This window comes from Pseudomonas schmalbachii, from assembly GCF_017589465.1.
Taxonomy (GTDB): Bacteria; Pseudomonadota; Gammaproteobacteria; order Pseudomonadales; family Pseudomonadaceae; genus Pseudomonas; species Pseudomonas schmalbachii.
This window is the reverse complement of record NZ_JAELYA010000002.1, coordinates 309,845-323,300: the sequence shown is the minus strand read 5'-3', so window position 1 is coordinate 323,300 and position 13,456 is coordinate 309,845. Positions and strand designations below refer to the sequence as shown.

13 protein-coding genes are annotated in these 13,456 nt (G+C 64.3%); 7 read left to right on the top strand and 6 right to left on the bottom strand.

What is annotated here, in order from left to right:
* The first annotated feature begins 60 nt into the window (after positions 1–60).
* The 3 genes from JFY56_RS06955 (at position 61) to JFY56_RS06945 (ending at position 1,440) form a co-directional block, all read left to right on the top strand.
* Positions 61–552: a hypothetical protein gene (locus tag JFY56_RS06955; RefSeq protein ID WP_236032475.1), complete on the top strand. Its 492-nt coding sequence runs from the start codon at positions 61–63 to the stop codon at positions 550–552.
* 93 nt (positions 553–645) lie between these two features.
* Complete coding sequence (locus tag JFY56_RS06950) at positions 646–933, top strand: PA4642 family protein (protein ID WP_208312802.1); 288 nt, start codon at positions 646–648, stop codon at positions 931–933.
* A gap of 102 nt (positions 934–1,035) precedes the next feature.
* Positions 1,036–1,440 carry a VOC family protein gene (locus JFY56_RS06945; protein WP_208312801.1) on the top strand — a complete coding sequence of 135 codons (405 nt, stop codon included), beginning with the start codon at positions 1,036–1,038 and terminating at the stop codon, positions 1,438–1,440.
* A gap of 135 nt (positions 1,441–1,575) precedes the next feature.
* On the opposite strand, the gene mqo is transcribed toward JFY56_RS06945, so the two are convergent.
* A complete protein-coding gene (gene mqo / locus JFY56_RS06940; RefSeq protein ID WP_208312800.1) occupies positions 1,576–3,063 on the bottom strand; it encodes a malate dehydrogenase (quinone) in 1,488 nt (495 codons plus the stop codon).
* A 905-nt stretch (positions 3,064–3,968) separates the two neighbouring features.
* On the opposite strand from mqo, the gene JFY56_RS06935 reads away from it, so the two are divergent.
* Entirely contained in the window at positions 3,969–4,556 is a 588-nt protein-coding gene (locus tag JFY56_RS06935) for a YajG family lipoprotein (RefSeq protein WP_208312799.1), read from the top strand.
* 57 nt (positions 4,557–4,613) lie between these two features.
* Here the strand turns inward: JFY56_RS06935 and JFY56_RS06930 are convergent, their stop codons facing one another.
* The gene (locus JFY56_RS06930; RefSeq protein ID WP_208312798.1) at positions 4,614–4,820 is read right to left on the bottom strand and encodes a hypothetical protein; all 207 of its coding nucleotides are present in this window, start codon (positions 4,818–4,820) and stop codon (positions 4,614–4,616) included.
* Between the two features lie 246 nt (positions 4,821–5,066).
* Here JFY56_RS06930 and JFY56_RS06925 point away from each other — a divergent pair, with 246 nt between their 5' ends.
* The gene (locus JFY56_RS06925; RefSeq protein ID WP_208312797.1) at positions 5,067–5,339 is read left to right on the top strand and encodes a hypothetical protein; all 273 of its coding nucleotides are present in this window, start codon (positions 5,067–5,069) and stop codon (positions 5,337–5,339) included.
* Between the two features lie 166 nt (positions 5,340–5,505).
* Here the strand turns inward: JFY56_RS06925 and JFY56_RS06920 are convergent, their stop codons facing one another.
* The 4 genes from JFY56_RS06920 to JFY56_RS06905 form a co-directional block, all read right to left on the bottom strand.
* Positions 5,506–8,355 (bottom strand): valine--tRNA ligase, encoded by a 2,850-nt coding sequence (locus JFY56_RS06920; RefSeq protein ID WP_208312796.1) that lies wholly within the window; start codon positions 8,353–8,355, stop codon positions 5,506–5,508.
* 176 nt (positions 8,356–8,531) lie between these two features.
* Positions 8,532–8,933 carry a DNA polymerase III subunit chi gene (locus JFY56_RS06915; protein WP_208312795.1) on the bottom strand — a complete coding sequence of 134 codons (402 nt, stop codon included), beginning with the start codon at positions 8,931–8,933 and terminating at the stop codon, positions 8,532–8,534.
* Positions 8,934–8,950: 17 nt separating this feature from the next.
* A complete protein-coding gene (locus JFY56_RS06910) occupies positions 8,951–9,379 on the bottom strand; it encodes a DNA polymerase III subunit chi (RefSeq protein ID WP_208312794.1) in 429 nt (142 codons plus the stop codon).
* Positions 9,380–9,529: 150 nt separating this feature from the next.
* The gene (locus JFY56_RS06905) at positions 9,530–11,017 is read right to left on the bottom strand and encodes a leucyl aminopeptidase (RefSeq protein WP_208312793.1); all 1,488 of its coding nucleotides are present in this window, start codon (positions 11,015–11,017) and stop codon (positions 9,530–9,532) included.
* A 199-nt stretch (positions 11,018–11,216) separates the two neighbouring features.
* Between JFY56_RS06905 and lptF the strand changes: the two genes are divergently transcribed.
* A complete protein-coding gene (gene lptF, locus JFY56_RS06900; RefSeq protein ID WP_208312792.1) occupies positions 11,217–12,332 on the top strand; it encodes an LPS export ABC transporter permease LptF in 1,116 nt (371 codons plus the stop codon).
* Positions 12,325–13,392: an LPS export ABC transporter permease LptG gene (gene lptG, locus JFY56_RS06895; protein WP_208312791.1), complete on the top strand. Its 1,068-nt coding sequence runs from the start codon at positions 12,325–12,327 to the stop codon at positions 13,390–13,392. The genes lptF and lptG overlap by 8 nt, the downstream gene beginning before the upstream one ends.
* Positions 13,393–13,456: the final 64 nt, after the last annotated feature.

Below are 13,456 nucleotides of genomic sequence, written 5' to 3'. Positions count from 1 at the left end.
GTACCATTCATCGCTGTGCCGCAGGGGCCGTGCTAGAGTGCTCCGCCACTTTCCGCGGAGATGACGATGTCCATCCGTAGCCTGTGCGTCGCGCTGGCGCTCCTGCTCAGCCTGCCGCTCGCCGCAGCCGAAAACCCGCCCATGCACGCCCAGTTCCTGCCGCCGGACGAGGCCGAGGTGCGCGGCGACGCGCCGGACCAGCAGCAGCTCATGCAGGTCACCGAGTACAGCGTGGTGCTGGGCAACCAGCGGCAGTCGAACCAGCAGCCGATCCCGATCACCACGCCCGCCCTGCTGCGCCTGAAAGGCAAGGCCCTGAACAAGGGTGCGCAGATCAGGCAGGTGCTGATCAGCTTCGATGCCGAGGGCAAGAGCCTGAAGAAGCCGACCTACGACGGCAAGACGCGGACCCTGAACCTGTATTACCCGCTTTCCGCCTACCCGCAGCTGATCGACCTGCTGCGCAACAATACCGTCTACTGCCAGTTCCTCAGCTATCCCAGCGGCCACATCTGGGCCGACCTGCACACCGGCGCGGTGCGCGCGCGTTGAGCCGTGCGGCCCGGCGGGGTTAAACTCCCGCCTCCGTGTGGCGCCCGGCCCTTGCCGTTGCGCGTCGAGACAAGCCGTGGAGAGATGCGAGCGATGCGTAAAGACAAGAAGCAAGTGATTGGCGAAGAGATCGGCGACGAGGCGATCAAGCTGTTCCTCGACGTGGAGCCGGCCGATGACACGCCGCCGTCGCTGCACAAGCTGATCAAGGCCTACCGTGGCCTGCGCATCGACGACTTCGAGCGCTTCGTCGGCTTCTTCGTCGAAGCCGGCTACGACCTCGGCGCCAAGGATGCCAAGGGCAACGACTTCGTCGCGCTGATCCAGGACCAGCGCATGGCCGAGCCGTACATCGAGGTGATCAAGGCCGCGCGCGGCTGATTCCTCCGCTGCTGAACGAGCCCGCCGAGTGCGGGCTTTTTCGTGCCTGTGTGGCCGGGTTACCTACACTGAATGTCAGGATGACAAGGCAAGGAGATTTCCATGCAGGCTGTACGACCCTACCTGTTCTTCCATGGCCAGTGCGACGAGGCCCTGGCTTTCTACCAGCACGCGCTTGGCGCGAAGGTAACGGCGCTGATGCGCTACGAGGAAGCTCCCGGACCGTCGCAGGTACCAGATGGCTGGTCGGACAAGGTGATGCACGCAAGCTTACAGGTGGGCGAAACCCAGATATGGATGTCCGATGGCCTGGGCGCCAGGCATCTGCCGTTCAGCGGCTTTTCGCTGTCGCTCAGCCTGCGCGGCCCGGTGGAGGTCGAGCAGGTGTTCGCCGCGCTGGCCGACGGCGGGCGGGTCGACATGCCGCTGGAGAAGACGTTCTGGGCGCAGCGTTTCGGCATGCTGACCGATCGCTTCGGGGTGGGCTGGATGATCAGTTGCGACTGACGCCCCAGAACCAGTTCATGATTTGCTGCGCGTCGGCCAGCCGGTGTTGAAACTGGGCTCTAGCTCGCTAAATCCTGAACTGGTTCTGAAAACACGAAGCCCGCCATGCGGCGGGCTTCGTGGGTGTTACGCGGATCAGGTGTTCAGCTGCAGGCGCTCGCTGGTCAGCTGGTTGATTTCGCGGTAGGCCGCGGCATCGGTTTCCAGTTGCTTCTCGCGGGCCGGGAAGATTTCCAGCAGCTTGGCGGTCCACTGCGCCGAGCGGGTCTGCTCGGGGAAGCAGCGTTCCAGCAGGCCGAGCATGATCGACACGGTGACCGAAGCGCCCGGCGAGGCGCCCAGCAGGGCGGCGATGGTGCCGTCCTCGGCAGCCACCAGTTCGGTACCGAACTGCAGGATGCCGCCTTTCTCCGGGTCCTTCTTGATGATCTGCACGCGCTGGCCGGCGGTTTCCAGGCGCCAGTCCTCGGTTTTCGCCTGCGGGTAGAACTTGCGCAGGGATTCCAGGCGCTGGTCCATGGACTGCATGACTTCCTTCACCAGGTAGCGGGTCAGGTCCATGTTGTCGCGGGCGACCGAGAGCATCGGCATCAGGTTGCTGGTGCGCACAGACAGCGGCAGGTCGAGGAACGAACCGTGGCGCAGGAACTTGGTGGAGAAGCCGGCGTAGGGTCCGAACAGCAGGGACTTCTTGCCATCCACCACGCGGGTGTCCAGGTGCGGTACGGACATCGGCGGGGCGCCCACTTCGGCCTGGCTGTAGACCTTGGCCTGGTGCAGCTTGACTACTTCCGGGTTGTCGCAGCGCAGCCACTGGCCGCTCACCGGGAAGCCGCCGAAGCCCTTGCTTTCCGGAATGCCGGACATTTGCAGGAGCGGCAGCGCACCGCCGCCGGCACCGAGGAAGACGAACTTCGCCTTGACCTGGCGGTTTTCGCCGGTGCGGGTGTTCTTGATGTCGACGCTCCAGCCTTCGCCTTCGCGCTGCAGGCCGGTGACTTTCTGGAAGTAGCTGACCCGGGTGCCCGATTGGGCGGCAAGGTAGCCCAGCAACTGGTTGGTCAGGGCGCCGAAGTTGACGTCGGTGCCGTTATCCATGCGGGTGGCGGCGACCTGCTCGTCGGCCGGGCGGCCAGGCATGGTCAGCGGTGCCCACTCGGCGATCTGCGCGCGGTCTTCGGTGTACTTCATGCCGGCGAAGGCGTGGTGCTGGCTGAGCAGCTCGTGGCGCTTCTTCAGGAACGGAATGTCCTTGCCGCGCACGAAACTCATGTGCGGGACCGGGTTGATGAAGTTCTTCGGCTCGCCAAAGCTGTCCTTGCCGACCATGTAGGCCCAGAACTGCTTGGAAACCTCGAACTGGGCGTTGATGTTGACGGCTTTCTTGATGTCGATGGAGCCATCCGCCGCTTGCGGGGTGTAGTTCAGCTCGCAGAGGCCGGCGTGACCGGTGCCGGCGTTGTTCCACGGGTTGGAGCTTTCGATCGCCCCGGATTCCTGCAGTTCGACGATCTCCAGATTGATGGAGGGATCGAGTTCCTTCAGCAGGGTTGCAAGGGTCGCACTCATGATGCCGGCGCCAACCAGCAATACATCCAGTGCTTCGTAATTGTTCTGCGCCATTAACGCGTCTCCAGATTCTTCAGCAGCAAATTGATGACGGTCCGTCTGGCGCCTTGGCGCTCGATACTGGCAGCCCGGAGTGGGAGATCGATTCTCCTCGTTGTTCGGGGCTGGGGACCGGCAATTCCGATACTTCGCGACATCGACGATTGCCTGGCGCCGTTCGGCGAGGATGCAATCGCATACGGGCGTCGTTGCGGCCGAGAACGAAGGGGGAGGGAGTGATGCACCTTCGGGCCCGGTTGCCTCAGGGCGGAACGCAACGCTGTCCGTGACATAACCAGATCAGTCTGTGGTGAGGCCATCAGGCTTCGTACAGAGTGGCTCCGGTGCCGACAAAGCTGTTCAGTGCTGCGGGGGCAGGCGTTAATGGTGCTTCTACCGACGCAAAACTTTTCATTGCTCGCCACACTCTCGTGAAGTAGTGAAAAACCTTCAAATCACGCTCTTATGGATACGTGAAGCTCAAAGGAAGTCGTTGTTGCGGGCACGTCCACCTCGGGGGGAGGAGACACGCTGCATCCATGCTCAAGTTCTGCGCAACAAGCGTTACAAAGCGCGACCGGCCAGTGACCGACGCGAATGGCGACTCTCTATGAGGGTGTGGCAGCGACAGGGTGCTGTCATTCTGCGGGGCCCGATCAGGAGGCGACCTTATAATCGGGGGGCGATTATAACGGTGAAATGAAAAAAATACCCTTCGCCTTAGACTTTTTTCCTAGTGGCGTACTCTGGATTTTCCCGATCCATGCACCGTGGTGGGGCGCCCTGCCCGTTGCTGGTTCATGGTCGGGAGCGTGGAACTGGATTTCTTCCCCATGCGTCCAATTGTCATGCGCTGTTAGCGCGAGCCGACGGCCGGTATACTGCCGGCCATCAAATGCCCAACCCATGGAGAGATGAGCATGCTGCCTCGTTTGTTGCTCAGCCTGATCGCCGCTGCCGGCCTGGCCCTGAGCGGCTGTGCCCTCAGCCCGCAACAACTGAATCCGCAACCGGTCTTCAAGGGCCCGATTACCGCGGTTGGCCAGGGCCAGCCGGTGGTGGTGCGGGTCGTCGATGGCCGCCCGAACACTTCGCTCGGAACCCGTGGCGGCCTGTACGCGGAAACCAGTGCGATCACCGTACGCAGCCAGGATGTGATTCCCAAGCTGCAGGCCCAGGCCGAAGCCGCGGTGCGTCTGCTCGGCTTCACGCCGTCGCCCAACGCCTATAACGCCCCGCAGCTGACCCTGACCCTGGCCGAGCTGAAATACCAGTCGCCGAAGGAAGGCATGTACGTGACCGAGGCGGATATCGGCGCGACCTTCCGCGTCGATGTGCAGAACAGCGTGCGCCGCTACAGCGGCCGTTATGGCGCGTCGCTGAACCAGCGCTTCGGCATGGCGCCGAACGAGGCGACCAACAGCAAGCTGGTCAGCGACGTCCTCAGCGACGCCCTGACCCGCGTGTTCAAGGACCCGACCATCGGCCAGACCCTCAATCAGCGCTGATCGTCTCGTCGGAAAACGAAAAGCCCGGGCCAACTGCCCGGGCTTTTTCATTGCAGCTCATGCCGCCTGGTGGAACGGGTCCATGTCGAGCAGGCCGATGCGCTCGTTGCCTTCGGGCAGGTCGAGATGCTCATGGCCGCTGGCCTGGCAGTACACCAGCCAGTGGTCATCCTGGACGTTGAACGAGAGCTCGGTGACGACGGCCTCGATCTCATCCAGGTGTTCGAGCAGGTATGCGTTTTCGTGGGGAACGATCTCGAGCATGGCGATTCTCCGGGGCTGTGGGCCAGAAGTGGTGTGGATTCCCTAGCCAGCAGCGTGCCAACTGCAGGTTACCGGAGCATGACGCTACGCTCGTCGCCAATCGGCCCGTCGCGGTGGTCCGTTCGTATACAATCCGCGCCTGTCTTTCCCATTTCACTGGCGGCCGTCCCTGGCGCGCCACGTCGTACAGACTCACCTTCAGCGTTATTTCGATAACCTGCGTGCAGTTCTGAAGCGGAGGTTTCGATGTCGCTGCAGGCCCTCTGGAATCAGTTCCTGGCCGATCCCGGGCGGATTCTCAATGATCTGGCCCTGTTCTTCACCCTGGCTGGCGCCTGGCTGCTGCTGGCGACCCGTCGCCGCGAACAGCGCGCCACGGCACGCCTGGTGCCGCAGAACGAAGCCCAGGCCGTCGCGCTGGACGAGTCGACTGCACGGATGAATCGCTTCTTCTACCGTTTCGGCTACGGCTGCCTGATGCTGGCGCTGCTGGTCAGCTGGTACAGCACCCGGTTGTAAGCCGGCGAACGAAAAAAGCCCGTATCGAGAGATACGGGCTTTTTTGTGCTTCCTGTCCCACTGCGTAGGGCGGGTGAAACCCGCCATGACGCTGCCGGGTTGGCGGGTTGCACCCGCCCTGCCTGCTTTCCCCGCTATTACGTGAAGAAGGGGCAGGCTTCCATCGTTACAGGCTGGCGATCTTTTCGCGCTGGACGAGCAGATTGCTGAGTGCCTGTTCGGCCTCGGACAGTTTGGCGCGTTCCTTCTCGATCACCTCGGCCGGCGCCTTGGCCACGAAGCCTTCGTTGGCCAGCTTGCCGCCGACGCGCTTGACCTCGCCATCCAGGCGGGCGATTTCCTTGTCCAGGCGCGCCAGTTCGGCGGTCTTGTCGATCAGCCCGGCCATCGGCACCAGTACCTGCATGTCGCCGACCAGCGCGGTGGCGGACATCGGCGCTTCCTCGCCTGCAGCCAGCACGCGGATGGTTTCCAGCTTGGCCAGCTTCATCAGCAGCGGCTCGTTGTCGGCCAGGCGGCGATGGTCTTCCGGCGAAGCGTTGGCGAGGATCAGGTCGATGCGCTTGGCCATGGAGATGTTCATCTCGCCGCGGATCTGCCGCACGCCGAGCATCAGCGCCTTGACCCACTCGATGTCGCCTTCCGCGGCGGCATCGATCTTCGACTCGTCGGCCACCGGCCAGGGTTGCAGCATCAGGGTGTCGCCCTGCTTGCCGGCCTGGGCCTTGATGCGCTGCCAGATTTCCTCGGTGATGAACGGCATGAACGGATGCGCCAGGCGCAGCGCCACTTCCAGCACGCGGATCAGGGTGCGGCGGGTGCCGCGCTGGCGCTCGATCGGGGCGTTCTCGTCCCACAGCACCGGCTTGACCAGCTCCAGGTACCAGGCGCAGTACTCGTCCCAGATGAATTCGTAGAGGGCCTGGGTGGCCAGGTCGAAGCGGAAGGCGTCGAGCTGGCGGGTGACTTCCTGCTCGGTGCGCTGCAGTTGCGAGATGATCCAGCGGTCCACCGAGGACAGCTCGACCGGCTCGCCGTTGACGCCGGTGTCCTTGCCATCGGTGTTCTCGATGACGAAGTTGGCGGCGTTCCACAGCTTGTTGCAGAAGTTGCGATAGCCCTCGACGCGGCCCATGTCGAACTTGATGTCGCGGCCGGTGGACGCCAGCGAGCAGAAGGTGAAGCGCAGCGCGTCGGTGCCGTAGCTGGCGATGCCCTCGGGGAACTCGGCCTTGGTCTGCTTGGCGATCTTCTCCGCAAGCTTCGGCTGCATCATGCCGCTGGTGCGTTTTTCCAGCAGGGCGTCGAGGGTGATGCCGTCGACGATATCCAGCGGGTCGAGCACGTTGCCCTTGGACTTGGACATCTTCTGGCCCTGGCCGTCGCGCACCAGACCGTGGACGTAGACGGTCTTGAACGGTACCTGCGGCGTGCCGTCCTCGTTCTTGATCAGGTGCATGGTCAGCATGATCATGCGCGCGACCCAGAAGAAGATGATGTCGAAGCCAGTGACCAGCACGTCGGTGGCGTGGAAGGTCTTGAGGAATTCGGTCTGTTCCGGCCAGCCGAGGGTGGAGAAGGTCCACAGGCCCGAGCTGAACCAGGTGTCCAGCACGTCCTCGTCCTGGCGCAGCGGTTGCTCGCCGAGGTTGTGCTTGGCGCGGACTTCCGCCTCGTTGCGGCCGACGTAGACGTTGCCCGCCTCGTCGTACCACGCGGGGATGCGGTGGCCCCACCACAGCTGGCGGCTGATGCACCAGTCCTGGATGTCGCGCATCCAGGAGAAGTACATGTTCTCGTACTGCTTCGGCACGAACTGGATGCGCCCGTCTTCCACGGCGGCGATGGCCGGCTCGGCCAGCGGCTTGGTGGAGACGTACCACTGGTCGGTCAGCCAGGGCTCGATGACGGTGCCGGAGCGGTCGCCCTTGGGTACCTTCAGTGCGTGGTCGTCGATCTTCTCGAGCAGGCCGGCGGCTTCGAAGTCGGCGACGATCTTCTTGCGCGCGTCGAAGCGGTCGAGGTTGGCGTAGGCGGCCGGCAGGCTGCCATCCACGTCGGCGTTGACGCTGCCGTCGAGGTTGAACACCTGGGCGGTGGCCAGCACGGCGGCGTTCTGGTCGAAGATGTTGATCAGCGGCAGGTTGTGGCGCTTGCCGACTTCGTAGTCGTTGAAGTCGTGGGCCGGGGTGATCTTCACGCAGCCGGTGCCGAACTCGCGGTCGACGTATTCGTCGGCGATGATCGGGATGCGCCGGCCTACCAGCGGCAGCTCGACGAAGGTGCCGATCAGCGCCTGGTAGCGCTCGTCTTCCGGATGCACGGCGACGGCGGTGTCGCCCAGCATGGTTTCCGGGCGGGTGGTGGCGACGACCAGGTGGTCCTTGCCGTCGGCGGTCTTGTGGCCGTCGGCCAGCGGGTAGCGCAGGTGCCAGAGGTGGCCCTTCTCGTCATGGTTCTCCACTTCCAGGTCGGAAATGGCGGTGTGGAACTTGGTGTCCCAGTTGACCAGACGCTTGCCGCGGTAGATCAGGCCGTCCTCGTGCAGGCGCACGAAGGCTTCCTTGACCGCTTCGGAGAGGCCGTCGTCCATGGTGAAGCGCTCGCGCGACCAGTCCACCGACGAGCCCAGGCGGCGGATCTGCCGGGTGATGGTGCCGCCGGACTGCTCCTTCCACTCCCACACCTTATCGAGGAACTTCTCGCGGCCGAGGTCATGGCGGGCGACGCCCTGGGCGGCCAACTGGCGCTCCACTACCATCTGGGTGGCGATGCCGGCGTGGTCGGTGCCCGGCTGCCACAGGGTGTTGCGGCCCTGCATGCGGCGGAAACGGATCAGCGCGTCCATGATGGCGTTGTTGAAGCCGTGACCCATGTGCAGGCTGCCGGTGACGTTCGGCGGCGGGATCATGATGGTGTACGGCTCGCCGGAACCTTGCGGGGCGAAATAGTTGCTCTTCTCCCAGGTCTGGTACCAGGAAGATTCGATGGCATGGGGCTGGTAGGTCTTGTCCATGATGCGCGGCGGGACCCTTAGGCGGCTAAACGGGAAAACCGGAGAGTATAGCGGTTGGGCTTCGCTGCCGGCCACAGGCGCTGCGGGATCGCAGGATGGGTATGTTGGCGCTGAACGCAGTGAAGCCCAACGATGGCGGCGTTGGGCTTCGCAAGCTCAGCCCAACCTACGGCGCGTCAGGGCTCGCGCTTGGTCAGGATCCACTGCAGGCGGTCTTCCAGGCGGCGTTGCAGTTCGGCTTCGATCTGCGGCACGAACTCGTCGATCACGTCCTGCAGGATCGTGCGGGCGGCGTCGCGCAGTTCGCTGTCGAGGCGGCCCTGTTCCGAGTTGGCGCCGGGGGCCGGAATGGTCAGCAGCGGCGGCTCCACCGGCAGATCGTCATCCAGCGGTTCGGCGGCTGGCTGCGGCGGGCGCGGGGCAGGGGTGACCACATCGGAGAGCAGCGGAATGCTGTCCGGCTCGAAGGATTCGGTCAGGAGAGGCGGTTCGTTGCCCGACTCGCCGAGCAGTTCGTGGATCGACTCGAGGTCGTCCAGCAGGTGGTCGGGGTCTTTCGGGGGCTTCTGATTTTCCATGGTTCGGCGCTGGGCTCTCAAAGACGCGACAGACGATGGTCCTGCAAAGGATAGCCGCGCTGGCGGTAGGACCGGAAATTCTCCCGTGCCGCCTGGCGGATGGCCGGCTCTTCCACCACCAGTTCGGCGATCCGTGCGAAATGCCCGGCGAACTCCGGAATGGCGAGGGTCAGGTTGATCAGCAGGTCGCGCTGGCTTTCCGGCGGAGCGTCGAGCCCCAGTGCGACCGGGGCCTCGGCATCCTCTTCGACGTCGCTGTGCGGGATGAACGCCTCGCCGCGGAAACTCCACAGGCGGGCGTCCATTTCATCGCGTTGCGTCGTGTCGGCGCACAGCAGATAGACGCGCATGCCTTCCCGCCAGGCCTTGGCGGCGAGGCGGCAGGCGAAGGTCAGGCGCGCATCCGGACTGGCGCTGGGTAGAACGTAAAAATCGACCTTCGTCATTTTTTGGTCCCAAAGCTACTGCGCTTGCTCATGCTGCGTTGAAAGCCTGCTCAAAATGCTCATTTACCAATCGTAAACTGCGCTTTTTCGCAGGCCTTCGCCTTGCCTGAGCTGCGCTCGCTACGCTTTGGGCTCCAAAAAAGCACACAGTTACTTGGCCCGATCCAGCAGGTATTGCGTCAGCAGCGGTACCGGGCGGCCGGTGGCGCCTTTTTCCTTGCCGCCGCTGATCCAGGCGGTGCCGGCGATGTCCAGGTGCGCCCAGTGGTATTTCTTGGCGAAGCGCGAGAGGAAGCAGCCGGCAGTGATGGTGCCCGCCTTCGGTCCGCCGATGTTGGCGATGTCGGCGAACGGGCTGTCCAGCTGCTCCTGGTATTCGTCGAACAGCGGCAGTTGCCAGGCGCGGTCGTCGGCTTCTTCGCCGGCCTTGAGCAGTTGGCGGACCAACTGGTCGTTGTTGCCCATCAGGCCAGAGGTGTTGCTGCCGAGGGCGACGATGCAGGCGCCGGTGAGGGTGGCGATATCGACCACCGACTGCGGCTTGAAGCGTTCGGCGTAGGTCAGGGTATCGCACAGCACCAGGCGGCCTTCGGCGTCGGTGTTGAGGATTTCCACGGTCTGCCCGCTCATGGTGGTGACGATGTCGCCCGGGCGGGTGGCGCGGCCGCTGGGCATGTTCTCGGCGCAGGCGAGCAGGCCGACCAGGTTGATCGGCAGTTGCAGCTCCAGCACCGCGCGGAAGGTGCCGAACACGCTGGCGGCGCCGCACATGTCGAACTTCATTTCGTCCATGCCGAGGCCCGGCTTCAGGCTGATACCGCCGGTGTCGAAGGTGATGCCCTTGCCGACCAGCACGTGCGGCGCCTCGTCCTTCTTGCCGCCGTTGTATTGCAGGACGATCAGTCGCGGCGGCTGTTCGCTGCCCTGGGACACGGCGAGGAAGGAGCCCATGCCGAGTTCGCGCAGTTTCTTCTCGTCCAGCACTTCGACCTTCAGGCTCTTGTGCTCCTTGGCCAACGCCTTGGCCTGCTCGCCCATGAAGGTCGGGTGGCAGACGTTCGGTGGCAGGTTGCCGAGATCGCGGGTCAGCGCCATGCCGTTGGCGATGGCCTGGGCTTCCTTGCTGCCCTGTTCGACGGCCGCGGCTTCGGCCTTGTCGGCGAGCAGGGTGATCTTCTTCAGCTTGAGCGCATCGGCCTTCTGGCTCTTGTAGCGGTCGAACACGTACAGGCCATCGGCCAGGGTTTCCACCAGCAGGCGCGCCTTGCCGTGGGCGTTGCGGCCTTTCACCGCCAGTTCGCCAAGCGCCAGTGCGGCGTCGGCGCCGCCCAGATTCTTCAGACTGCCGAGTACCGAGGAAACCAGTTTGCGGTACTGGCGGTCAGACAGTTCACGTTCCTTTCCGGCTCCGACCAGCAGGACGCGCTCCGCCTTCAGGCTGGGCACGCTTTGCAGCAGCAGGGTCTGGCCGACCTTGCCGGCCAGGTCGCCGCGCTTGAGCAGCGTCGAGATGGCGCCACCGCTGGCAGCGTCCACCGCCTGGGCGGTCGCGCCCAGCTTGCGGCCTTCGCCGACGGCGATGACCAGGGTGGCGGTTTTCAGGGTTTCCGGACGTACGCTTTTTACAAGGAATTCCATGGCAAGGTGTCCCCGGGACAAAGGGTCGGAATGGCGAGGTGGTCTGTGCATCCGCGCGCAGGCTGTGCATGACAGGTCTGGCGAATCGCAGGATAATGCCGGCTATTTTCGCCGGGCCGCGACGGCTGCCCGGCAATGCTGTTCAAGGCGGCTAGTTTGAGCGTAGCCGCCCGAGCGTGACAACCCTGGAGTGTCCGGTTTGATTGTCTTCCGTTATCTCGCCCGCGAAGTGCTGGTGACCCTGAGCGCGGTCAGCGCCGTGCTGCTGGTGATCATCATGAGCGGCCGTTTCATCAAGTACCTGGCGCAGGCCGCGCAGGGCATGCTGGAGCCCGGCGTGCTGTTCATGATCATGGGGGTGCGGCTGCCGGGCTTCCTGCAGCTGATCCTGCCGCTGGGGCTGTTCCTCGGCATCCTGCTGGCCTATGGACGGCTGTACCTGGAAAGCGAGATGACCGTGCTCTCGGCCACCGGCATGAGCCAGCAGCGCCTGTTCGCCTACACACTGGTTCCGGCGACTGTCGTCGCCGCCGTGGTGGCCTGGCTGAGCCTGTCGCTGGCGCCGCAGGGCATCGCGCAGATGCAGCTGCTGCTGAACAAGCAGGAAGCCATGACCGAATTCGACACCCTGGCGCCGGGGCGCTTCCAGTCGATGAAGGACGGCACCCGGGTGACCTACACGGAAAGCCTGTCGAACGACCGCACCGCGCTGGGCGGCATCTTCATTTCCGACAAGAACACCTCGGCCAGCGGCAAGGATCGCGGCATTTCCCTGCTGGTGGCGGAAAAGGGCGTGCAGGAAGTGCATGCCGATGGCAGCCGCTACCTGATCCTGCACAACGGCTATCGCTACGACGGCACGCCTGGGCAGGCCGATTACCGCGCGATCCAGTACGACACCTACGGCGTGCTGCTGCCCAAGCCCGAGGTGAGCAGCGAGATCGACGACCGTGACGCGGTGCCCACCACCCAACTGATCGGCAGCGAAAACCCGCGTTACCGCGCGGAGCTGCAGTGGCGCATCTCCATTCCGCTGCTGGTGTTCGTCGTCACCCTGCTGGCCGTGCCGCTGTCGCGGGTCAATCCGCGCCAGGGGCGCTTCCTCAAGCTGCTGCCGGCGGTGCTGCTGTACATGAGCTACCTGGCCCTGCTGATCGCCGCGCGCGGCATGCTCGACAAGGGCAAGCTTTCCTTCGGCCTCGGCCTCTGGTGGGTGCACGGCGTCTTCCTGGCGATCGGCCTGCTGCTTCTTTACTGGGAACCCATGCGATTGAAATGGGCTGCCTCGCGTGCCCGGAGGCTGGCTCATGGTTAAGTTGAATCGCTATATCGGCACCACGGTGTTCTTCAGCATCCTCGCGGTGCTCGGTGTCATTCTCGGTCTCGCCCTGCTGTTCGCCTTCATCGATCAGCTGGGCTCGCTGGACGACAGCTACACCATCGTCGAGGCGCTGAAATTCGTCCTGCTCACCGCGCCCAGCAAGGCCTACGAGATGCTGCCGATGGCGGCGCTGATCGGCTGCCTGGTCGGTCTCGGTAGCCTGGCCAGCAGCAGCGAGCTGACCATCATGCGCGCGGCCGGGGTTTCCCTGTCGCAGATCGTCTGGGCGGTGATGAAGCCAATGCTGGTGCTGATGTTCGCCGGCATCCTGGTCGGCGAGTACATCGTGCCCTGGACCGAAACCATGGCGCAGAGCGGCCGCGCCCTGGCGCAGAGCGGCGAAGGCGCGCAGAGCGCCAAGCGCGGGCTGTGGCACCGCCAGGGTGATGAATTCATCCATATCAACGCGGTGCAGCCGAACGGCGTGCTGTACGGCGTGACGCGCTACCAGTTCGACGCCCAGCACAACCTGCAGAGCGCCAGTTTCGCCAAGCGCGCGACCTTCCAGGACAAGCACTGGCTGCTGGAAGACGTGACCACCACCATGATCTACCCCGACCAGAAGCGCAGCGAGGTGCAGACCCGGGGCAGTGAGGAGTGGGGCGTCCAGCTCAGCCCGCAACTGCTGAATACCGTGGTGATGGAGCCGGAAGCGCTGTCGATCAGCGGGCTCTGGCAGTACATCCATTACCTCGCCGAGCAGGGGCTGAGCACCAATCGTTACTGGCTGGCGTTCTGGACCAAGGTGCTGCAGCCGCTGGTCACCGCTGCGCTGGTGTTGATGGCGATTTCCTTCATCTTCGGCCCGCTGCGTTCGGTCACCCTCGGTCAGCGCATCTTCACCGGCGTGCTGGTGGGCTTCATCTTCCGCATCGCCCAGGACCTGCTCGGGCCGGCGAGCCAGGTGTTCAACTTCCCGCCGCTGCTGGCGGTGCTGGTGCCGGCGGCCATCTGCGCCGTGGCTGGCGCCTGGCTGCTGCGAAGAGCGGGGTAGGTTGGCGCTGAGCGAAGCGAGGCCCAACACTTGCCAGGCCATGACACCGTTGTTGGGCTTCGCA